At 43.9% G+C, this 20,918-nt stretch carries 25 protein-coding genes and 1 tRNA gene; 7 read left to right on the top strand and 19 right to left on the bottom strand.

The window, feature by feature from the left end:
• Nucleotides 1–33: 33 nt before the first annotated feature.
• From OOK74_RS04550 to OOK74_RS04535, 4 genes are all read right to left on the bottom strand, one after another.
• Nucleotides 34–1,665, bottom strand: coding sequence for an ABC transporter substrate-binding protein (locus tag OOK74_RS04550; RefSeq protein WP_274722083.1), 1,632 nt, complete (start codon nucleotides 1,663–1,665; stop codon nucleotides 34–36).
• Nucleotides 1,666–1,974: 309 nt separating this feature from the next.
• On the bottom strand, nucleotides 1,975–2,637 hold the full coding sequence (locus tag OOK74_RS04545; RefSeq protein ID WP_274722084.1) for an HAD-IB family hydrolase: 663 nt from the start codon (nucleotides 2,635–2,637) through the stop codon (nucleotides 1,975–1,977).
• 236 nt (nucleotides 2,638–2,873) lie between these two features.
• Nucleotides 2,874–4,169 carry an OpgC domain-containing protein gene (locus OOK74_RS04540; protein ID WP_274722085.1) on the bottom strand — a complete coding sequence of 432 codons (1,296 nt, stop codon included), beginning with the start codon at nucleotides 4,167–4,169 and terminating at the stop codon, nucleotides 2,874–2,876.
• A gap of 503 nt (nucleotides 4,170–4,672) precedes the next feature.
• A complete protein-coding gene (locus OOK74_RS04535; protein ID WP_274722086.1) occupies nucleotides 4,673–4,876 on the bottom strand; it encodes a hypothetical protein in 204 nt (67 codons plus the stop codon).
• Nucleotides 4,877–5,667: 791 nt separating this feature from the next.
• Between OOK74_RS04535 and OOK74_RS04530 the strand changes: the two genes are divergently transcribed.
• On the top strand, nucleotides 5,668–5,880 hold the full coding sequence (locus tag OOK74_RS04530) for a cold-shock protein (protein WP_274722087.1): 213 nt from the start codon (nucleotides 5,668–5,670) through the stop codon (nucleotides 5,878–5,880).
• A 64-nt stretch (nucleotides 5,881–5,944) separates the two neighbouring features.
• Here OOK74_RS04530 and arsJ read toward each other — a convergent pair whose 3' ends face one another.
• From arsJ to OOK74_RS04495, 7 genes are all read right to left on the bottom strand, one after another.
• The gene (gene arsJ, locus OOK74_RS04525; RefSeq protein ID WP_278183183.1) at nucleotides 5,945–7,174 is read right to left on the bottom strand and encodes an organoarsenical effux MFS transporter ArsJ; all 1,230 of its coding nucleotides are present in this window, start codon (nucleotides 7,172–7,174) and stop codon (nucleotides 5,945–5,947) included.
• Between the two features lie 49 nt (nucleotides 7,175–7,223).
• Nucleotides 7,224–7,718 (bottom strand): cyclin-dependent kinase inhibitor 3 family protein, encoded by a 495-nt coding sequence (locus tag OOK74_RS04520; RefSeq protein WP_274722089.1) that lies wholly within the window; start codon nucleotides 7,716–7,718, stop codon nucleotides 7,224–7,226.
• A 12-nt stretch (nucleotides 7,719–7,730) separates the two neighbouring features.
• The gene (locus OOK74_RS04515) at nucleotides 7,731–8,732 is read right to left on the bottom strand and encodes an ArsJ-associated glyceraldehyde-3-phosphate dehydrogenase (RefSeq protein ID WP_274722090.1); all 1,002 of its coding nucleotides are present in this window, start codon (nucleotides 8,730–8,732) and stop codon (nucleotides 7,731–7,733) included.
• An 11-nt stretch (nucleotides 8,733–8,743) separates the two neighbouring features.
• A complete protein-coding gene (locus OOK74_RS04510; RefSeq protein WP_274722091.1) occupies nucleotides 8,744–9,085 on the bottom strand; it encodes a metalloregulator ArsR/SmtB family transcription factor in 342 nt (113 codons plus the stop codon).
• 144 nt (nucleotides 9,086–9,229) lie between these two features.
• On the bottom strand, nucleotides 9,230–9,463 hold the full coding sequence (locus OOK74_RS04505; RefSeq protein ID WP_274722092.1) for a thioredoxin family protein: 234 nt from the start codon (nucleotides 9,461–9,463) through the stop codon (nucleotides 9,230–9,232).
• A gap of 9 nt (nucleotides 9,464–9,472) precedes the next feature.
• Nucleotides 9,473–10,477, bottom strand: a complete 1,005-nt coding sequence (locus OOK74_RS04500) for a permease (protein WP_278183182.1) — start codon at nucleotides 10,475–10,477, stop codon at nucleotides 9,473–9,475.
• 235 nt (nucleotides 10,478–10,712) lie between these two features.
• Nucleotides 10,713–11,795, bottom strand: a complete 1,083-nt coding sequence (locus OOK74_RS04495; protein WP_274722094.1) for a permease — start codon at nucleotides 11,793–11,795, stop codon at nucleotides 10,713–10,715.
• 238 nt (nucleotides 11,796–12,033) lie between these two features.
• Between OOK74_RS04495 and OOK74_RS04490 the strand changes: the two genes are divergently transcribed.
• Nucleotides 12,034–12,324, top strand: coding sequence for an ArsR/SmtB family transcription factor (locus OOK74_RS04490; protein ID WP_274722095.1), 291 nt, complete (start codon nucleotides 12,034–12,036; stop codon nucleotides 12,322–12,324).
• A gap of 31 nt (nucleotides 12,325–12,355) precedes the next feature.
• Here OOK74_RS04490 and OOK74_RS04485 read toward each other — a convergent pair whose 3' ends face one another.
• The 4 genes from OOK74_RS04485 to OOK74_RS04470 form a co-directional block, all read right to left on the bottom strand.
• A complete protein-coding gene (locus tag OOK74_RS04485; protein ID WP_274722096.1) occupies nucleotides 12,356–12,934 on the bottom strand; it encodes a sigma-70 family RNA polymerase sigma factor in 579 nt (192 codons plus the stop codon).
• A complete protein-coding gene (arsB, locus tag OOK74_RS04480) occupies nucleotides 12,927–13,991 on the bottom strand; it encodes an ACR3 family arsenite efflux transporter (protein ID WP_274722097.1) in 1,065 nt (354 codons plus the stop codon). The genes OOK74_RS04485 and arsB overlap by 8 nt, the downstream gene beginning before the upstream one ends.
• Nucleotides 13,992–14,036: 45 nt before the next feature.
• Nucleotides 14,037–14,378, bottom strand: a complete 342-nt coding sequence (locus OOK74_RS04475; protein ID WP_274722112.1) for a metalloregulator ArsR/SmtB family transcription factor — start codon at nucleotides 14,376–14,378, stop codon at nucleotides 14,037–14,039.
• A 225-nt stretch (nucleotides 14,379–14,603) separates the two neighbouring features.
• Nucleotides 14,604–14,680, bottom strand: a tRNA-Arg gene (locus OOK74_RS04470).
• A 200-nt stretch (nucleotides 14,681–14,880) separates the two neighbouring features.
• On the opposite strand from OOK74_RS04470, the gene folD reads away from it, so the two are divergent.
• Entirely contained in the window at nucleotides 14,881–15,741 is an 861-nt protein-coding gene (folD, locus tag OOK74_RS04465) for a bifunctional methylenetetrahydrofolate dehydrogenase/methenyltetrahydrofolate cyclohydrolase FolD (protein ID WP_274722098.1), read from the top strand.
• 86 nt (nucleotides 15,742–15,827) lie between these two features.
• Here the strand turns inward: folD and OOK74_RS04460 are convergent, their stop codons facing one another.
• Nucleotides 15,828–16,811: a lytic murein transglycosylase gene (locus tag OOK74_RS04460; RefSeq protein ID WP_278183181.1), complete on the bottom strand. Its 984-nt coding sequence runs from the start codon at nucleotides 16,809–16,811 to the stop codon at nucleotides 15,828–15,830.
• A 25-nt stretch (nucleotides 16,812–16,836) separates the two neighbouring features.
• Nucleotides 16,837–17,115: a YcgL domain-containing protein gene (locus OOK74_RS04455; protein WP_166013239.1), complete on the bottom strand. Its 279-nt coding sequence runs from the start codon at nucleotides 17,113–17,115 to the stop codon at nucleotides 16,837–16,839.
• Nucleotides 17,116–17,315: 200 nt separating this feature from the next.
• Here OOK74_RS04455 and minC point away from each other — a divergent pair, with 200 nt between their 5' ends.
• The 4 genes from minC (at nucleotide 17,316) to OOK74_RS04435 (ending at nucleotide 19,865) form a co-directional block, all read left to right on the top strand.
• A complete protein-coding gene (gene minC / locus OOK74_RS04450) occupies nucleotides 17,316–17,978 on the top strand; it encodes a septum site-determining protein MinC (protein WP_274722100.1) in 663 nt (220 codons plus the stop codon).
• Between the two features lie 27 nt (nucleotides 17,979–18,005).
• On the top strand, nucleotides 18,006–18,818 hold the full coding sequence (gene minD, locus OOK74_RS04445; protein WP_166013241.1) for a septum site-determining protein MinD: 813 nt from the start codon (nucleotides 18,006–18,008) through the stop codon (nucleotides 18,816–18,818).
• Between the two features lie 4 nt (nucleotides 18,819–18,822).
• The gene (gene minE, locus OOK74_RS04440) at nucleotides 18,823–19,086 is read left to right on the top strand and encodes a cell division topological specificity factor MinE (RefSeq protein ID WP_274722101.1); all 264 of its coding nucleotides are present in this window, start codon (nucleotides 18,823–18,825) and stop codon (nucleotides 19,084–19,086) included.
• Between the two features lie 293 nt (nucleotides 19,087–19,379).
• Nucleotides 19,380–19,865 (top strand): copper resistance protein NlpE, encoded by a 486-nt coding sequence (locus tag OOK74_RS04435; protein ID WP_274722102.1) that lies wholly within the window; start codon nucleotides 19,380–19,382, stop codon nucleotides 19,863–19,865.
• Nucleotides 19,866–19,940: 75 nt separating this feature from the next.
• Here OOK74_RS04435 and OOK74_RS04430 read toward each other — a convergent pair whose 3' ends face one another.
• Together OOK74_RS04430 and tnpA are read right to left on the bottom strand one after the other, a co-directional pair.
• Nucleotides 19,941–20,258: a DUF1244 domain-containing protein gene (locus OOK74_RS04430; protein ID WP_274722103.1), complete on the bottom strand. Its 318-nt coding sequence runs from the start codon at nucleotides 20,256–20,258 to the stop codon at nucleotides 19,941–19,943.
• Nucleotides 20,259–20,454: 196 nt separating this feature from the next.
• Nucleotides 20,455–20,913 carry an IS200/IS605 family transposase gene (gene tnpA, locus OOK74_RS04425; protein ID WP_274723742.1) on the bottom strand — a complete coding sequence of 153 codons (459 nt, stop codon included), beginning with the start codon at nucleotides 20,911–20,913 and terminating at the stop codon, nucleotides 20,455–20,457.
• Nucleotides 20,914–20,918: the final 5 nt, after the last annotated feature.

The following is a 20,918-nucleotide window of genomic DNA, read 5'->3' as shown; positions in this document are numbered from 1 at the left end:
AGCGCCGAGATTACTTATAGTTTTATAGTTCGATTATTGAGCTTTAATGTAGAGATCTTTGGCATAGACCTTATCTTCCGCGTTATTGGTTGGATAACCGCCAACGGTTGGAGAGACCAGTCGTGAGATGACATATTGATAAATTGGTGCAATCGGCATATCACGCGCCAACAACTTCTCCGCATCCGCATACAGTTTTTGACGCTCCTGCTCAGATGTAGACGTCATGGCTTTTTCGAGCGTCGCATCATACTCAGCACTGTAGTACTTAGCATCATTCGACGAGTTACTTGACATCATCAAGGTTAAGAACGACGACGCTTCGTTATAGTCACCACACCACCCTGCACGTGTTGCATCAAAATTACCTTGACGACGCGTATCGAGGAAGGTTTTCCACTCTTGGTTTTCCAATGCGATATCGACCCCTAAGCCAGTTTTCCACATCGATTGGATCGCAGTGGCAATTTTCTTGTGGTTTTCGGATGTGTTATAGAGCAAAGTAAATTTGAGTGGATTGGCTTTATTGTAGCCTGCCGCTTCCAACAATTTTTTGGCTTCCGCAATTCGCTGTTTCTGGGTCATTTTGCCGTAAGCAGGCATTTCAGCAGCAAACCCTGCGGTGATTTCCGGCGTCAAGAAGAAAGCGGGCTTTTGACCTTGCCCCAAGATTGCATCTGAAATCACATCACGATCAATCGCATATGATAGGGCTTGACGTACTCGGACATCATCAAATGGTGCTTTAGCGGTATTAAAACCGTAGTAATAAGTACAAAGTTGACCTTGTACCAGTACCGATTGTGGATGCTCTTTTTTCAAACGCTTGAAATGCTCAAGTGGTAGTTCGTTGGTGATCTGAATTTCACCAGACAAGAAACGGTTCATTTCTGCTACTTGGTTTTCAATCGGCAGATAAGTCACTTTGTTAATGACGGTGTGTTTATCATCCCAGTATTGGGGGTTACGTTTAAGCTCTAAACGCTCGTTAACCACCCATTTATCCAGCACATAAGCACCATTACCGACATAATTTTCAGGCTTGGTCCACTGTTCGCCATATTTTTCAATGGTCGCGCGGTGAACCGGTTTTACTGTGGTGTGTCCCATCATCATCACAAAATACGGTACTGGACTTTCCAATTCAAAGCGCAGCGTTTTGTCATCCAGCGCGGTGACACCCAAGGTGGATTTGTCTTTTTCCCCAGCGATGATCTCTTTGGCATTCTTCATCTTGGTGTATTCCATATACCAAGAATAGGGTGAAGCCGTTGCCGGATCGACCGCACGTTGAAAGCTGTACACGAAATCGTGTGCCGTCACCGGCTCACCGTTAGACCACTTGGCATCGGGACGAATATGGAAAGTAAAGGTGGTGTTATCGGTTGTTTCCCAACGTTCGGCTACTCCAGGAACCACATTGCCATTGGCATCCTGATTGACCAGACCTTCTAACAGATCACGGATCACGTTGGATTCAGGAACACCTTCGGTTTTGTGTGGATCGAGAGAGGCTACTTCGGTACCGTTACCGCGCACCAATTCTTGCACGGGAGCCAGTTTTGTACCGGCAGGGACGTTTGCAGCAACAGAGGTCAATGATGTGGCGGCCACCGCCAAGCCAGCACTGAGCAGCAGTGCTTGGGTGATTTTGTTCTTATACATGCATAAACTCCAAGTTTTAATATTGCATCCATGACATCCATGTCAGGTATTCAGAACGGCTGATAGTTGTTGTATAAGTATTGAACAAAAACAACTTATACCTGGCACGGATCGCGAATCACCATAACAACCCTTGCATTAATTTGCCATAAAAATGTCTTATAAACCGACTATCCTCTTCGATTACCTCAAATATTAGTAAAAAATTTCACCGCTTGGGTTTATCTGCCGTAGATATCGATTTTCCGAGCAGCTCGCTCACCACATTGATTAACTGGTGCACCAGCCGATACAACAAAACCATAGACTCTACACTGCCCAATCTAACACTGGCCAACCATACTGTGCACCTTGTGCTCGTAATTGTGGACAAGGATTGACCAGATAAGTGAAATCTGCGTGTAGGCATAACGGCAGATCATTGATCGAATCGGTATAAAAATGAATGTGTTGGTAGGTTTCACTCTGCTCGGCGAGCCACTGCTGCAAACGCAGCACTTTACCTTCACGATAACTGGCTATCCCGGCAATTTCCGAACTATAGCAACCTTGCCTTTCGACTAAATCAATTCCCAATGCATGCGCAATACCAAAATGCGCAGCCACCTCTTGCACTAAAAAAGAGACGGAAGCAGAAATGATCAGGCAGGTGCTGCCCTGCTGTTGTAACTGAGCCAACAATGTTCGAGCTTGAGCAAAATGCTGCGGTACAATCAACTGCGCCACGCACTCTTGTGCCCAAGCTTGTACGGCGGCAATCGGCACATTGGCTAACGGCTGCATGGCAAAAGTAATGTACTGTGCCATATCCATTTTACCTTGCGCATACAACGCCATACGTCGCCGATCTTCTGCCACAAAATTATGATCCGTCGCAATCCCTTTCTCGGCTAAAAAGGCATTCCAAATCATGGCGCAATCCCCATCAATCAGGGTGTCATCCAAGTCAAACACATAGAGGGACTTACTCATTTGAGACTTTCACCTATTACCATATCATCGATTAAACCAGTGACTGTAAATCGAGAATATGACGATTGATAGGTTGTCACACGAGCGAAATCACCACTTGAGATAAATATCGCTATCCAATCCTCAATGAATCAAATGAATTGTTAGCATCACCGTTCATCGAAATAGCCGTGAAATACGCAAGGTCACTTTGCCGTGGCACTGGTGGTCTGAACAATCACCACAACTACAGCAGATTAATTGAGGGGCGTCTCATCACTGACCTGCGGTAAATCATGCGGTTCATTACTTGAAACGTCGCTACTCAACAACGGTGGATTGATCACTTGGTCACTGCTCGCGACGGTGTCGGTTTTTTCCAAAGGTGGAAAGCTTGCCCAACGAGTAGTGGCAACTAATACTAGAGCCAAGCCAGCCACGGCAGTAGAGGAAATATGGATCACTTTATCTTGCCGCCAATTCTGTAACCACGCAGCAAGCCATAAGCTGGTACACAGTACCAGAATGATCGGTGTATGCCAGAGTGATTCACGGGTGGTCAGCAGCCAAGGGGCAGAGAGGAAAATCAGTAGTGTTTGCCAAGTAAAGACTTGTAACGAATGGCGACCAAGATAACTGAGCGGCTCATACACTAAAGCACTAGGGTATAAACGGATCACGGTGGCGATCAAATAAATCCATACACTTAGGCTTAATACGCGCAGCCAACCGAGTTCAGGCTTACTCGAAGCAGAATAAACCATCTGCTGAGTGATACCCAACGGTGTTAATAAGTCACGATAAGCGGCAAAAATCACTAGTGCCACAACAACACACAACCACATCAGCCGAGGGGTAAACCAAGCTAAATCATCTTGTCGCTGGCGATAACCCAATGCCGCACCAAAGAAAAACAGCAGTTGCCAAGCAAACGGGTCAAAATAACCGAATTCAGGAATGTAGGTGGGGGAAAGCGCTTGAAATAACGGTGTCAAAAGTGAAGCATTAATCCAACCGCTACTCGCCCATACACTGACACTAAATATCAACACCGCTTTGAGATAACCACGCCGAAATGCATAGAGTGCAAATGGAAACAACCACATATACATGATATACAGCGGCAAAATTTCCAGATATGCAGGCTTATTGAGCAGCAGGAAACTCATCACTAAAGTCATTAAAGGCAAGGTAAGCAGGTTACTAAAACTGCCACCAAACACACTCACTTGTTCAGCAAAATAAACGCGACCGAATAAAAACCACAACATCGCGATAAACAGACCAATCAGATGATACTTATAAATAGTAAACGCTCGTCGCCATACTTTATTGGTCATTTCACAGTTAGAATACTCACTACGGCTATATACCATGCCAGCCAGTAGCCCTGACATAAAAATAAACCCTTCCGCAGCTCCAAAGACTCCAATTGGCTCATGGGTAACACGTTGCAAGATGGTAGTACCACCGCTATACCAGATCAGATGGTTAAAAGTGATCAAGACCAACAATAATCCTCGAATACTGTCCAATGCGGGGATGCGTTTCATGGAAATCTCCCTGCAGTTTTAGTCCAGCAGATCGACTATCGACCAATACACTAACTAAAAATGCGGATAAGCAGTTGAATTAATATGATAATAGCAGGACTGTGACCATTTGTTGGGTTTGCCTCTTCCTGAGTGCGCAAATCCTTACACCACTGAATCAGTTTGTAAATAGAATGTATCGAAAAAGCGGAAAGGTCGCACAGCTAGCGCATGATACAACTGCAATATTCATCGCGAAATGCCAGCGACTATCCCCAAACCACTTGGAGTTTCAGGTAGGCGGCAAGTGAGTGAGTCCCCATGAGCATAGGCAAACTATGTGATTGGGATGAACGAACCTAGCCAACACCGCTGCAGCTTCAAGTAGGAAGGGAATAACGAGTTGATCTAGGCCAAAATGATGACAATCATCTATAGGATTAGAATTAGGTGAAATGATAATGATGCGCAGATTAATAAAATACTTACACACCACAATCAAAAGTGTCGTTACTTATTAATCTTTATTGATTCTGTTTAAAGAAACGTTCGGCCTGAGCAAATAGACTGTCACAGTTTTTTTTCTGTTGGATATACTCATCACTGCCTTGTGTCATCGATTCCAAGACAGCTTGAGCCTCATGGTACTCTTTGACCATAAATTCAAATTTAGCTTCATACGCAGCTTTTTTATTCTTATTAGGCGATCTCGCTCTCTTATTTTTCATAATTATACCTCTATAAAACCATTTAATAGGATTGAATTATCTGCATCCAGAACTTATGGCAATGAAAATAAAACAATCAATATTTAGCTCTTAACACCATCAAGAAACCAAAATAAAACCTTATAAAAAACCCAATAATAAATAATATTGTTGGCCATCTTGAAAACAACCGTCAAAACCATTTATAAAACTTAATCATTTAGGGTTTTTAAATATTTATCAATCGTTAATCGCTAACAAACAAATAACATTCAACAAAACCATTGAACGACCTTTAATATATGCTCAATTAAAAATCAGCCACAATATACAGAGCTAACAAAACTAGAAAATACAATTTGATAAAGTGTTCAAAATAAAAATCGAGGCTCACTATACACCGATAAAATGAAATAGATAGGTATTTTCTCGCCACTAGGGTGGTAGATGGAGATGGTCAGCGCTGGCAAAAAAGCCGAATAGAGAACCTCAAGTTGCTAGTGTTCAATGACGATTGCTTAGAAAACAGTGTGATAGTATCAAGCCTAACCTTACCGCACGCACAACTTAACATCTTGAGTTCATCCACCAATAAAAATAAAAAATAAAAAACTAGCTATTCTTAATCGTGTCGGTATACTGCACCACAGCTCTTAAGAAGAGAGCTATTTATGTAATTTAAGATCAAAATTTCTCTCAAGTACTTCATCGATTACCTCGTTACGTTCCTGCGATAAAATATTCATCTCTAAATCATTGAGTAGCACTTCAGTTAGCTAAATTTTTCATTAAAAATCAATATAGAGGTATCTATGTCTGCTAAATTAACTGGTTCAGTAAAGTGGTTCAACGAAACTAAAGGCTTCGGTTTTCTTTCTCAAGACAACGGTGGCGATGATGTATTCGTACATTTCAACTCAATCGTTTCTACTGGTTTCAAAACCTTAACTGAAGGCCAAAAAGTTTCGTTCATCGTTGAACAAGGCAAAAAAGGCTTACAAGCTGCGCAAGTTACTGCACTATAAGAATTTTGTGGCACCATAATTATTTGGTGCCACACTTCTCTCCCTACCATTATTTCATTTATCGTTATTCATTTTGTACCCGTTCAGATTCGGCGCCCCTTGGCAACCAAAACGAAATCAATGTTGTCAGCGCTAAAAAAGCAAACGAAACCCACAAGCAAGCTGCCAATCCCGATCTTTGAAACACCCATCCAGACAAGATAGTGCCAATCAAACGTCCCATCGCATTCGCCATATAGTAAAAACCGACATCCAGTGACACTCCATCACTTTTGGCATAGCGGACAATCAAATAAGAGTGCAGTGATGAATTGACAGCAAATACCGCACCAAAACTCAATAATCCCACGATAATCACCATTTCTGGGTACCATTGCTGCTGAACACTATACGCAATCCCGGCCGTCACTAATGACAACAATAAAGCCCATTTGATCGCCGCTTGACCATCCGGCGCGTGGTTCGATTGACTGCCGGTGATCTTAGGGGCGATACCTTGTACAACACCGTAGCCTATCACCCATAAGGCCAAAAAACCGCCTACTGCGCTATGGCTCCAACCAAATACCGTAGCCAGATAGATCGGAAGCGCAATCACAAACCATACATCACGTGCACCAAACAAAAACAGACGCGCCGCCGATAAGATATTGACACGACTCGACTTAGAAAAAATTTCAGCAAACTTTGGCTTATTTTTCGCTTTGCCCAGATCCGATTTAAGGCTTAACACGCTGCCAATAAACACCAACAGTAACACACCAGCCATAGCCGCAACCGCATACTGAAAACCGATCAAGGTAAGCAGCGCGCCACCGATGAAAAACCCCGCCCCTTTCAGGGCATTTTTCGAACCGGTGAGGATAGCGATCCATTGGTAAAGCGCACCTTGTGCATTATCCGGTACTAAGCTTTTAATCGCGCTTTTGGCACTCATCTTATTCAGATCTTTGGCAATCCCAGAGAGTGCTTGCGCCGTCATCACCCATGCAATCGACAACCAACCAGCGGGAGCGGCAAGCATGATAAGCGCTATGATTTGCATACCAAGACCAATGTTCATGGTGCGATTCAAACCCAGACGCGCCCCAAGCCATCCCCCCACCAAGTTAGTAACCACTCCAAAAAATTCGTAAAACAAAAACAGTGACGCAATTTGTAACGCGGAATAACCTAAATCGTAAAAATAGAGCACCACCAACATCCGTAGTGCACCATCAGTAATGGTGAAATTCCAATAATTAAAGGTTACCAGCATGTACTGGCGCACATTTTGATTGCATTGCGATAGCATAAATCACTCTTTTAGCAAAAGAGCCACCAAAGGCAGCTCTTAAAGGCAGTTATTGATTAACCTGTTTGATGTATTCAAGTTGCACATCTTTGGTAAATGCGCCCGGCCTTAATGACTGCACTTGAGTGATAATCTCGGCCAGATCCCACCCTTTCTCCAACAATAAATGAGCCGCAAGTAAACCCGTACGACCCGAGCCGCCCATACAGTGCAAGGCAACTTTATCACCGTTAGCGAGCGCTTGATGTAACGCTGGAGAGATAGATTGCCAATCCGCTTGAAACCCAGCATCCGGCGCACAATCATCTTCAATGGGTGCATGGAACCATTGCAAACCCATTTGCTCTACCACTTGCGGCAAATCACCAACACCTTTGGCCTGCATCTCTTGATGGCTTAAGGCAGTGACCACCACAGTCACCCCTTGCGCTTTCAGTTGTTCAATACTTTCAACCAACCCAAGTTGTTTAGTGCCCGGACAAGGGGTTAATACTAAAGTGGCATGATTATCTGCCACTGGCAGTTCCCATGTAGGATGTGTCATTGTTCTGCTCCTTTATGCTAAACCGACTTTACGCACCAGCTCTGCCGTGCGGGTGGCGTAGCCCATTTCGTTGTCATACCACGCATAAATTTTCACCATACGTTTACCAACCACCATGGTGGATAGCGCATCAACGATGGTTGAACGTTGATCACCCTTATAATCGATAGAAACGAGCGGGCGCTCTTCAAAACCGAGAATGCCTTTTAACTCGTTTTCTGACGCTTGTTTGAGTAAAGCATTAACTTCTTCTACGCTCGTATCACGCTTTACATCAAAAATAATATCGGTCAGTGATGCATTCGCCAGGGGTACTCGTACCGCGTGACCATCAATTTTACCTTTTAGATCAGGGAAAATTTCCACAATCGCTTTGGCAGAACCGGTGGTGGTTGGGATCAAACTCATACCACAGGCACGAGCACGACGCAGATCTTTATGTGGTGCATCAAGGATAGTTTGAGTATTGGTTAAATCGTGAATGGTGGTAAACAGCGATTGCTCAATCCCGAGCTTTTCGTGGATCACTTTAACCACAGGAGCAATACAGTTGGTAGTACAAGAAGCCGCCGTCACAATTTGATGTATTGCTGGATCAAAAATATGATCATTAACACCAACCACGATATTGGCGATGCCATCTTCTGCTACCGGTGCAGAAACCACCACCCGTTTAACACCTTGTGTTAAATATTGATTGAGAAACTCACCTTTACGGTGCTTACCTGTCGCTTCAATCACCACATCACATCCAGACCAATCTACCTCATCAATTGCTTTTTTCTGCGACGTGCGGATCGTTTTGCCAGCAATGATAATCCCATGATCTTGACTGCTCACCGCATGGTGCCAACGACCTTGCACCGAATCAAACTCCAGCAGATGCGCTAACGTTGCTGCATCTCCTGCTACATCATTAATCTGTACAAACTCCAGTTCCGGCCAATCAAACGCGGCTCTCAGCGCCAAACGCCCAATTCGGCCAAAGCCATTAATCCCTACTTTGATAGACATTTATTTATCCTCTAAATACAACACGTTGGGCGAGATTGCATCTCAGATAAACGCAGAATATCTGTCTGATATTCACGTTTAAGACAATTCGATTCAACCAAACCTTGGATCTGTTTTTTCATCCAACCAGGCAGTTGATCCGATAAACGATAAAAGACCCACTGCCCTTGACGGGTATCCACCACCACACCACTTGCACGCAGCAACGCCAAATGACGTGAAATTTTTGGTTGGCTTTCTGCAAGTGCTTCAGTTAACTCACCAACACACATTTTCTGTTCACGAGCAATCATTAATAAGCAACGCACTCGCGTTTCATCGGACAGTAATTTAAAAAACTGATGCGGCAGCATATGAATATATCTATATATGGACTTTCATATATATTAAAGCGCAAAGAAAAATTTATCTAGAAGTAAAATACGATGTCATAAAAAATTCATAACGCTATTGTTAGGCTAGGATGTTGTTTACCTAGCCTAAAAGAAAATAGCTATCTATTTTAACCAATCTAAAATTGCTTCAGGCTTTGGAACCCCGCCTGTGTGAACCACTTCTTCATCCATGACGACGCCTGGCGTAGACATCACGCCATAATTCATAATCGTTTCAAGGTCGGTTACTTTTTCAACCGAAACATCAATGCCTTGCTCTGCCGCAACTTTCTCAATCAGTTTCGCGGTATTAACGCAGTTGGCACAACCTGAGCCTAGTACTTTAAATACTTTCATTTTTATCTCCTAAAATTGCCAGAATGGTAAGTTAAATATCCATCCCATAACAGTAAACGCTGTCAGCAGTAGACCAAAAAGAAGTCCCAGTAAGCGCCATTGCATCACTTGTTTTAGCATGACAAATTCAGGGACACTTGCAGCGACAGTGCTCATACAAAACGCTAATGTCGTACCAATGGGAAGACCATTTCTCAGTAAACTCTCCATGATGGGGATCACACCCGTCGCATTAGAATACAAAGGGATACCAATCAATACTGAAGCTGAAACTGACCACCACTGACCTGCGCCTAAGTGGGCTTCTATCCAGCCATCGGGTACAAAACCATGCAAGCCAGCTCCTATACCCACACCAATAAACACCCACTTCCAAACCCGACCGATGATTTCAACCATTTCTTGTTTGGCAAACTGATGTCGATATGAAAGCGTGATTGCAGACTCTTCGTTACTAACGTTCAGATTGTTCTGAGTATGTTGTTGGGCTTGGGCTTTTTGCATGACTTTTGCGGCAAATGGCTGTAACCAACGCTCTGCTCTTATAAGATCCAGTAACCAGCCACTCAACATCCCGATAAGCATCCCTATCAGCACATACATGATGGTGAACTTCCATCCCAGTAAGCTAAACAGAAGCAATACTGCGATTTCATTGATCAATGGCGAGGTAATCAAAAATGCCATGGTGATCCCAAGTGGGATACCTGCTGATGTAAAGCCAAGAAAAACGGGAATACTTGAACATGAGCAAAATGGGGTGATTGCACCGAAAACACTACCCGTCACATAGCCAAAAAGACGGCGCTTTCCCGCAAGATAGTGGCGCACTTTTTCAACATTTAAAGAAGCACGAAACAAAGCAATGACGTAAATCATGAAGACCAGCAACACCATGATTTTACTAGTGTCTTCTATAAAAAAGTGGATAACATCTGCCAGCTTAGTACCTTGCTGCATAGCAAATAGCTGGTAGGTTATCCAATCAGCAAGATGGGTAAAGACTTCAAACATATCGGCTCCTTCAACCTCATAATTTGTCTTTGATGTCACTAAGACGAAGTTAGTGCCGAAAGGATGCAAAGAATTTTTTATTATCTTTGTGCTTGGGAAAACTGATTTAGCTATGTTTAAGTTATAAGTGGGGGATGGTGTGATGGAGCTTATTGTTAGGTTGACCACGGCTTGTCTAGAGCCGTGGTAATTTTCCTTTAGTTCCTTCCTCTAAATCTAAGGAATAGCTTGATGTTTAAATGAAGAAGTAGCTATACAAATAGCCCGCAGAGATTGCCATACTGAGAATGACAAACAAAAACGCGGCAATCATTTGGTTCTTAAAGATAGATTTCAACAAAACCACCTCTGTGAGGCTTGCACCAGCACTACCTATGATAAGTGCCATTACTGAACCGAGAGCCATACCTTTTTGCACTAAAGCCGCACTTAATGGTATTACCGCTTCCGCTCGGATATACAACGGAATACCGATAATTGCAGCGACGGGGATCGCATACCATTTGGTTTCACCCGCGTATTTCGCAATGAAATCTGTTGGCACAAAACCATAAATAATGGAGCCAATTGCAATCCCCATCATGAGGTATGGAAACACTTGTTTAAAATCTTTCCAAGTAGAATTCCAGACTCGCATCCAACGACTTGGTTGTTTTGTTTCAACGAATGTCGCACTTGAACTGCCATTGGCAGAGCAACAAGATATTTCCACTTTAGGCTCAGCTTTTAGCGTACGCTCACCACAACATGATTTTGTGGTGGCAACTGGTGTTGGTTCACAACAAGAACGAGGACTACAGCTTGATGCTGATTCCTCTTCTTCTTGCTTACTTGGCTCCCCACATGAAGATCCACCTGCTGCTTCATACGCCTCAGGTTTTACATAGCGCTCAAACCCCAATTTTTCAAGCACATATCCCGAAACCACAGACACGGTCATTGCAATCACGAAATAGAACACTGCAACTTTCCACCCAAAGGTGATGACAAACAAACCAATGATCACAGGGTTAAGCAATGGGCTTGCAAATAAAAACACCATCATGGGGCCAAAACCAGCTCTCGCTCTTAACAACCCTTTTAAGAAGGGGATTGTAGAGCAGGAACAAAACGGTGTAATCGAACCTAGTAAGGCAGCGATAAACCACCCTTTTCCTCCCTTAGAGCTAAGGATTGATTGGATCTTTTCTGGTGTAAGTACTTCTTGCAACGCACCTACAATATAACTAATTACTAGGAAAAGCATGGTTAGCTCTATCGCTAAAAAAGCAAACATATCAATTGCTTCTTTTGCCATGGTGGCAATTTCTTGGTTCATATTGAATCTCCGAATCACATTCTTTGCGGTATCTTGGTCAACTTGTTGCACTTTTCGTTTCGATAATTCTGGAATTATAGTATTAATAAGGTGTTCGTCAACCTTATATTTCCATAAAAATAGGAATGTAAGACATTTCGCTTCTCACTGTATCGACGTCAGCCTGTCATGTTTGCCACGCATTAATGTTTCCATTATCATCGAAGTATTTTCGAAGCGATTATTTAAAGAGACTACAATGGAACTAGAAGCGGTAGCGAAAGCGCTTAAAGAGTTAGGGCATGCCACTCGGTTAAGTATCTACAAGGTTGTGGTTAAAGCGGGTCATCACGGGATAGCGGTGGGAGTCATACAAGAGGTACTTGGCGTTCCAGCGTCTACACTTTCACATCATATATCTAGCTTGGCCTCAGCAGGTTTAATCTCTCAACGTCGTGAGGGGCGTACCTTATATTGCGTAGCCGAATATGATTGTTTAGAGGCAGTAATCAACTTCTTACGGCAAGAGTGTTGTTGTGATGAAGAATAGATCGACTTAGCGAGTTCGAATTAATGCGATTTTAGAGACTATCGCTATCTTTGAAAAAGCAACAAACACGCTGTTGTTCGTCGAAACGTATATGACATTGCGTTTGCAAAATGTGTTGAAGTTTCTGTCTAGCGCGTTGAATGCGTGATTTGGTTGCCACTAAAGTAAGTCCATTTTGCTTGGCAAACTGCTGTTGAGTAAGACCTTGTAGGTCACACTGTTTGATAATTTCGCTTTCAGACTCAGTCAGTTTTGATAGCGCTTTAGGTAGGCATTGCGCAAGGCTATCGACGGTGGGAAGTTCATACTCTTCCCATATCGACGTATTATCACTCAGATCCTGAACTTGTTCTTTATTCGCCCTGCGTTGCTTATCAATGAGCATATTCCGTGCTACCCGATATAGCCATGCTCTTTGGTTTTGAATATCGCAAAACGCTTGCTTCTGCTGTAACGCCTTCAAGAAGGTATCTTGTAGTAAATCAAAGCTCAGCTCAGGATCACCTGTTTGCTTAAGCAGCCAGTAGTAAAGCTCTGACTCGGAAAGATGCCATGTCTCAATAAGACATGGCACTGCTGAAGTTTGTTTCGAAATACGGCTCTTAGGCATAATATTTACGCTTCATTCTCAAGGCGACGTTGACTAAAGCAATTAAAACGGGGACTTCAACCAAAGGTCCAATCACACCTGCAAACGCTTGGTCAGAATTTAATCCAAATACAGCGATTGATACGGCAATAGCCAGCTCGAAGTTGTTACCAGATGAAGTAAAGGCGATGGATGCATTTTGGTCGTAAGGAATACCCATACGTTTCCCGATGTAAAAGCTCACAAAAAACATCACCATAAAATAGATGATAAGTGGCACTGCAATACGGAATACATCCATCGGTAACTCAATGATCAGTTCACCTTTCAGGCTAAACATCAAAACGATGGTTGCCAAAAGCGCAATCAGGGTGATTGGCGAAATACGAGGGATGAAGACTTCGTTATACCACGGTTCACCTTTTGCTGAGACCAAGAGTTTACGGCTTAGGAAACCAGCTAAGAAAGGGATGCCTAAATAAATTAAGACGCTTTGTGCAATAGCCCAGATAGTGATGTCAACAACGAAACTGTCAAGACCAAAGTAAGGGGGCAAAACAGTAATAAACAGCCATGCCATAAAACTGTACGTGATAATCTGAAACGCGCTATTTAAGGCAACTAAGGTTGCTCCGTACTCTTTGTTCCCGCCGCTGATATCATTCCAAACCAACACCATTGCGATACATCGAGCAAGGCCGATCAGAATGAGTCCCATCATATAGCCAGGCTGATCGCGCAAGAAAATAATAGCCAAGATGAACATCAAAATCGGTCCCACGAGCCAGTTCATCACTAAAGAAAGCGTTATCGCGCGTTTATCACGAGTTACCTCACCTAAAAGGCTATAGTTCACTTTCGCCAATGGCGGGTACATCATTAAGATTAAGCCAATGGCAAGCGGGATATTGGTTGAACCAACAGATAGGCTTTCGTTCCACTGAGCGACCTGAGGAAATAACACGCCAATCCCGACACCAACTGCCATTGCAAGAAAAATCCATACGGTTAAGTATCGATCAAGAAAACTCATTTTTTCAGATGCGCTGGTTTCGACACAGCTTAAGACATTACTCATACAAACCTCTTTCATTTAAAATTGATAAATCAACGGAATAGAGCATTATTCGTTCACACCATTCGAACATGATTTGCCTTTGATGAACTGCAACTCTGACTCGATAAATGTCAAATTATGCTTAAGGGTGATTTCCAGCACTTGCTTGACCCAAGGAGCTAGCGCGGGGTTGATTTGGTAGTAAACCCACTTACCACGTCGCTCATCCAGAACAAGCTCGTGCTTCCGCAATTCGGCAAGATGCCGAGATACTTTGGGTTGACTGAGATTCAGCGCTTCCATGAGATCACAGACACACAACTCTCCTTGCTTCTGCATTAAAAGCAGAGACTTAAGCCGAGTTTCTTCAGAAAGTGCTTTGTACAAATTAAGCGCTCTTTGTTGCATATTATAATTAAAGGTCATTTAACATGCGAAATGTCATATATATGAAAATTCACATGTCAACGATGCTATCGTAAATAGTGTGTTTAAATTTGAGAACATCGACAAGCTGACAATTTGCAAAATCGCCCTATAAACAACCTAGCGAGCTATTGAGTTGGGTAATTTGGCAAATATTAGAGATAAAAAAGCACCAGCAAGAATCAACTTGCTAGTGCTGAGAAGAAATGGCACGCCCTACAGGATTCGAACCTGTGACCACATGCTTAGAAGGCACGTGCTCTATCCAACTGAGCTAAGGGCGCACTACAGGGTGAGGATTATACGAGTAAAACCATTGAGATCAATGCCTTTATCTTACTTTCTGTTGCGAACGAGCAATATTTTACCAATCGATGTTTCACTGCTGAAAAATACAACTAAGCAAACGTTTGCCTGTGGATGAAATTCAAATTATCTGCCACAATGCGCACAAAAATTTCGCTCCAAATCTGTAAGGAAAGTCATGATTGCTCAAAATATTGATGGAACGCTGGTTTCGCAAACCGTCCGTTCAGAAGTCGCAAACCGAGTTAAAGCGCGCATTCAAGCTGGATTACGAGCGCCGGGGCTTGCCGTTGTGCTGGTGGGCGAAGACCCAGCCTCACAGGTCTATGTCGGTAGTAAACGACGCGCTTGCGAAGAGGTCGGCTTTATCTCTAAATCTTACGATCTCCCGACCAGCACTCATGAAACAGAATTATTGGCGCTGATCGATGAACTCAATCATGACCCACAGATTGATGGCATTTTGGTGCAACTTCCTTTACCAGCAGGCATTGATACCACCAAGATATTGGAAAGCATTGATCCTCAAAAAGATGTTGATGGCTTTCACCCGTACAATGTGGGTCGCTTAGCACAGCGGATCCCCAAACTGCGCTCTTGCACCCCAAAAGGCATTATCACGCTGCTGGAGCGCTACCATATTCCACTGCATGGTAAACATGCGGTGATTGTTGGTGCCTCTAATATTGTCGGCCGCCCGATGACGCTTGAGCTACTGTTAGCCGGCTGTACCACCACCACTTGTCATCGTTTTACTCAAGATCTTGAAAGTCACGTACGTCAAGCCGATCTTTTAGTGGTAGCGGTCGGTAAAGCGAACTTTATTCCCGGTGCGTGGATTAAACCCGGTGCGGTCGTGATCGATGTTGGTATCAACCGTCTTGCGAACGGCAAATTAGTTGGCGATGTGGAATATGAGGTTGCACGCAGCCATGCCAGTTTCATTACTCCAGTTCCAGGCGGCGTTGGCCCGATGACAGTGGCCAGTTTGATTGAGAATACCTTACTCGCGTGCGAACAATTCCATACCCATGATTAAAAAATCATTGCGACACGAATAATTAAGCGTTAGCAGTGACTATGGCTGGCATTCTAGTGAAGAACCTCAAGAATGCCAGCTCATACTCAAAACTTGATCCGATCAGCTAAATGGCTCACCGCGAGCGCGAAGTAATGTGAACGGTTCCATTTCATCAGCACATGGTAATTGTTGTAGACCAAATAAATACGCCCCGCTTCATCATCCGGCATGATCAACCAAGCTTGAATATCGTCAGTCAGTTTGGGCAATGGCTTACCATCATAACGCGTCACTCCGAGCTTGCTCCACTGCTGCAAGGTTTTGCCTTTTTCTGGCTGACGACCTTCTAGGTTACGGTCAAAACCTTGCGGAATTTTTACTTGACGTCCCCAGGTATATTTATCATCCCAACCGGATTGACTGAGATAATTGGCGGTGGACGCAAATACGTCCGAGCGGGTGCCCCAAATATCTTTTTTGCCATCGCCATTACCGTCAGCAGCAAAATTCAAAAATGAGCTAGGCATAAATTGACACTGACCCATCGCTCCCGCCCAAGAGCCTTTCATCGCGGCGGGATCAATATGGCCTTGTTCGAGGATCTGCAATGCTGCCATGGTTTCTTTGCGGAAAAACTCTTCACGACGACCTTCATAAGCCAGTGTTGATAAAGCATCAATCACCTTAAAATTACCGGTTAATGCGCCAAAATTACTCTCAACACCCCACAGTGCGACAATAAAACGCGGTTGCACACCGTACTGCTGGCCAATTTTCTGCAATTCTGCATAGTGCTTTTGATACAAAGCCTGAGCCTGTTTTACTTTCCATTCAGGCACTGCCCGTGGAATATACTCATCCAAGGTGAGTTTTTTTTCAGGTTGATTTTTATCGGCAACCACCGCACGAGGTCGATATTCAACATCACCAAACGCTTGTTGGATAATATGTTCGGAAATACCTTGTTGCCGAGCTTGCTGTTTTAAGCTTTCGATATAACGTTCAAAACTGACTTCGGTGCTGACTTCACTGGCGTGTAGTGGTGCTGACAAAGCCAAGCCCAATACTATCGATAATAATTTTTTCAAGATGCCCTCCTTGAGCGATCTTTAATCAAGTATTTGAGTGCGCTTGGCGCTCCTTATATTGCTCAAGTATATTTTCCGCAGGAGGTGGTAATTGTAGGAAGAATCCCTGAGTCTGCAGTGACTGCTTGACGTTCTCCACACTCACCTGCGCAAGTTGACGCTGCTCTAAATTCACCAGCATCACAAAGATAGGTTTACCAAACATCTGCCGTAAGGTGTCAGGAACCTGTGAAAAATCGTCCCGTTTGGGAATATACAGATAAGCGCCTTCTTTTTTGGCACTTTTATAAATTGAACAAAGCATGACAAACCTTTTGATTAGATGTGCGCCCGATTAGGGCCTTTGATCTTAAATTCAATTAACTTTGACCAAAGTTGATGCCAAATCACTTATTTCACCGCAAGATAACTTGCCGTGTTTTAGCACTGAATATAACATGACAGCCCTGTTCCCAGCCAATGCTCTCTCTGCAAAGCATAGAGTTTCTTGAGGTCAACCTGGCTATGTCGAAAACCCCTGACTTGAAAGGTAGTAGCTTTACTTTGTCGGTATTACACCTTTCTGACCACCAAATTGCGCACACGGTACAATTTCTGCAAGAAAAGGTCGCGCAAGCCCCGGCTTTTTTTGCTAATGCTCCAGTGGTGATTAATGTGGCAAAAGTCACTGCAGATCTGGATTATCCGGCTTTAAAACAAGGGATCACTGACGCTGGTTTAATCCCAGTCGGCATTACTGGGTGCAAAGATAAACGCAGCCAAAATCTGGCTGCTGCGGCAGGTTTTGCGGTGATGAGTGCCACCAACTCTGCCATTCAAGCTCCGATTGAGCTAACCCCGACCAAAGTGGTCAGTACGCCGGTGCGCTCAGGGCAACAGATCTACGCCAAAGATAGCGACTTAGTGATTTTAAGCCATGTCAGTGCGGGAGCAGAAGTGATTGCCGATGGCTCAATCCATATTTACGGAACCTTACGTGGCCGAGCAATTGCAGGAGCCAGTGGGCAAACCGCAGCACGAATTATTTGCCATGATTTGCAAGCAGAACTGATTTCGATTGCTGGCCATTATTGGCTAAGCGATCAAATTGAGGGTCAGTTTTGGCAACAGAGAGTGATGCTCAGTATGACTGACGAGTCACTTCACCTCGAAACGCTCACGATTTAAGATTTAAGATTGAAAGGAAACCATAACATGTCACGTATTATTGTCGTCACGTCAGGAAAAGGCGGGGTTGGCAAAACCACCTCCAGTGCTGCAATTGCTTCTGGTCTCGCGCTGCGAGGCAAAAAAACCGCAGTGATCGATTTTGATATCGGTCTGCGCAATCTCGATTTGATCATGGGCTGTGAGCGCCGAGTGGTGTATGACTTTGTCAATGTCATCAACGGTGAAGCCACCCTAAATCAGGCGTTAATTAAAGATAAACGCAATGAAAATTTATTCATTTTGCCCGCTTCACAGACCCGTGATAAAGATGCGCTGACCAAAGATGGTGTACAACGTGTGCTCAATGAACTGAAGGAGATGGCGTTTGATTTCATCATTTGCGACTCCCCTGCGGGTATTGAGCAAGGTGCTTTGATGGCTCTTTATTATGCTGACGAAGCGATTGTCACCACCAATCCAGAAGTCTCATCGGTACGCGATTCTGACCGTATCCTCGGCATTCTCGATTCTAAGTCTTTGCGGGCCGAACAAGGTCAAGCGGCGATTAAGCAACACCTACTGCTCACACGCTACAATCCAACTCGGGTAACTCAGGGTGAAATGCTCAGCGTACAAGATGTTGAAGAGATCCTGCATGTACCCCTACTCGGGGTGATCCCAGAGAGCCAAGCGGTACTGAATGCCTCTAATAAAGGGGTGCCAGTTATTTTTGATGAGCAATCCGATGCCGGTCAAGCGTACCAAGATACCGTGACACGCCTACTCGGTGAGCAAGTGGAATTTCGTTTTCTAACTGAAGCGAAGAAAGGTATTTTCAAACGCTTATTTGGAGGCTAATCCGATGTCATTGCTGGAATTTTTCCGCCCACAGAAGAAAACTTCGGCCTGCGTTGCCAAAGAGCGTTTGCAGATTATTGTTGCCGAACGTCGTAGCCAAGATGATCCTGCGCCTAGCTACTTACCACAGCTAAAAGCGGATATTTTGCAAGTGATTGCCAAATATGTCGTGGTTGACCCTTCAATGGTCGAACTCTCTTTTGAGCATAAGGACGATGATATCTCAGTCCTTGAACTCAACGTCACCTTACCTGATGATGAAAAATAGCTGATTTATAAAGACCCTCAACATTGAGGGTTTTTTTTAACTATACTGAAACGACTTGGCGTAGCAGCTTGACCTGTCAGTGAGTACCGCGACTCGGCTGCGACGACGGTAAGTAGCCATAAAATAAAGATTTATTATCTATTGGGAATATTTGAGTTTTATTCGGTTAGAACAAACACAACTTGTCGCTAAAATGACCCGCGTTTAACTTAAACTTAACAACGTAAGTTCATAGTGACGTCGGTTCATCGCGACTAAGTTGATGATGGTCAACATTTATTAATCAAGGATTTATGATGAAAAAAAGTATTTTTGCTCTAAGCGCACTGGCTATCCTTCTGGTTGGATGTGACAACCAACCAGCCAAAGTGGAAGCCGAACCGGTGGTTGACGTAGCTGAACCTGCTGAGCAGTCAATGACGGAGTCGACAACCGAAACGATTGATGCGGCGCATAATGCACAAAATAGCCTTGACTGGGCTGGTAGCTATCAAGGCACTTTACCTTGCGCAGATTGTGGTGGCATTGAAACCGAGCTGACCCTTAACGAAGATGGCACTTATAAGCTGAGTGAAAACTATCTCGATAAAGAAGGCCAGCCTTTAGTATCACAAGGCACTTTTGCATGGGATGAAACAGGCAGTATCGTGATCCTACGATCTGGCGAACAAACTGGCAGACAATATCTGGTCGGCGAAAACACTCTTACTCATCTGGATATGCATGGCCAACAAATTGATGGCGACCTTGCTGGATTCTATGTGCTTAACCGACAATAAATCTCGAGCTAATGCTTGATCGTTGAGCACAAAAAACGCGCCACATCTGTTGGCGCGTTTTGTTTTTAACCCAGTTTATTGCGCATTTTTAGCCGCAAAAGCCGCTAATTGCTCTGCGGTCGCGGGCGGCTGATGATTGGCTTTCCATTCATCATAAGTCATACCATACACCCGCTCACGCGCATCATCGATACTCAACGCTAACCCCTGCTTATCTGCCTCTGCCGCGTACCATTTACACAGGCAGTTACGGCAAAAACCGGCCAGAATCATTAAATCGATATTCTGCACATCTTTATTTTGATCAAGGTGTTGCAACAGTTGACGAAAAACTGCTGCGTCCAGTTGATCTTGCTCGCTTTGGCTAAGTTGTTGATGTTTGAATTGTGCCACGTTGATCTCCTTGCGCTACTTTACAGGCCTGCGAGTATATACCCAATGCACCACTATTACAGTGAGTACAGCCCTCTCACTCTGCTCATAAAAACATCCTCCGGCATAGCCGGAGGTTTTTCATATGCGCCTATAAGGCTTTCTCACCAGCAGCGCCCTAGCAGGCGCATTGCGATCTGACATTTGCATAGAACGTTTACTTACGACCCGTAAACGGGCTTCCTGTATATGGGATCGATAATTGCTCTCCAATCTTATCCTGCTCCAACTGATGCTTTATGTAATTTTGTATCTTCGTCGTATTCTTACCTACCGTATCTACATAATACCCTCGGCACCAAAACTCTCGATTCCGATATTTAAACTTCAAATCCCCGAATCGTTCATAAAGCATTAGGCTACTTTTTCCTTTCAAGTACCCCATAAAAGCTGAAACACTCATTTTCGGCGGAATTTCTAAAAGCATATGGATATGATCTGCACAGCACTCAGCTTCAACTATATGCACATTTTTCCATTCACATAGTTTCCTCAATATTTCTCCTATCGCTCTACGTTTTTCTCCATAAAACACCTGTCGTCTATATTTCGGTGCGAATACTATGTGGTATTTACAGTTCCAGCGCGTGTGCGCTAAGCTCTTTTCGTCCCCCATTGGGA

This window comes from Vibrio misgurnus (assembly GCF_029635775.1).
GTDB lineage: Bacteria > Pseudomonadota > Gammaproteobacteria > Enterobacterales > Vibrionaceae > Vibrio > Vibrio chanodichtyis.
The sequence above is the reverse complement of the archived record's forward strand: the minus strand, read 5'-3'. Positions and strand labels throughout refer to the sequence as shown.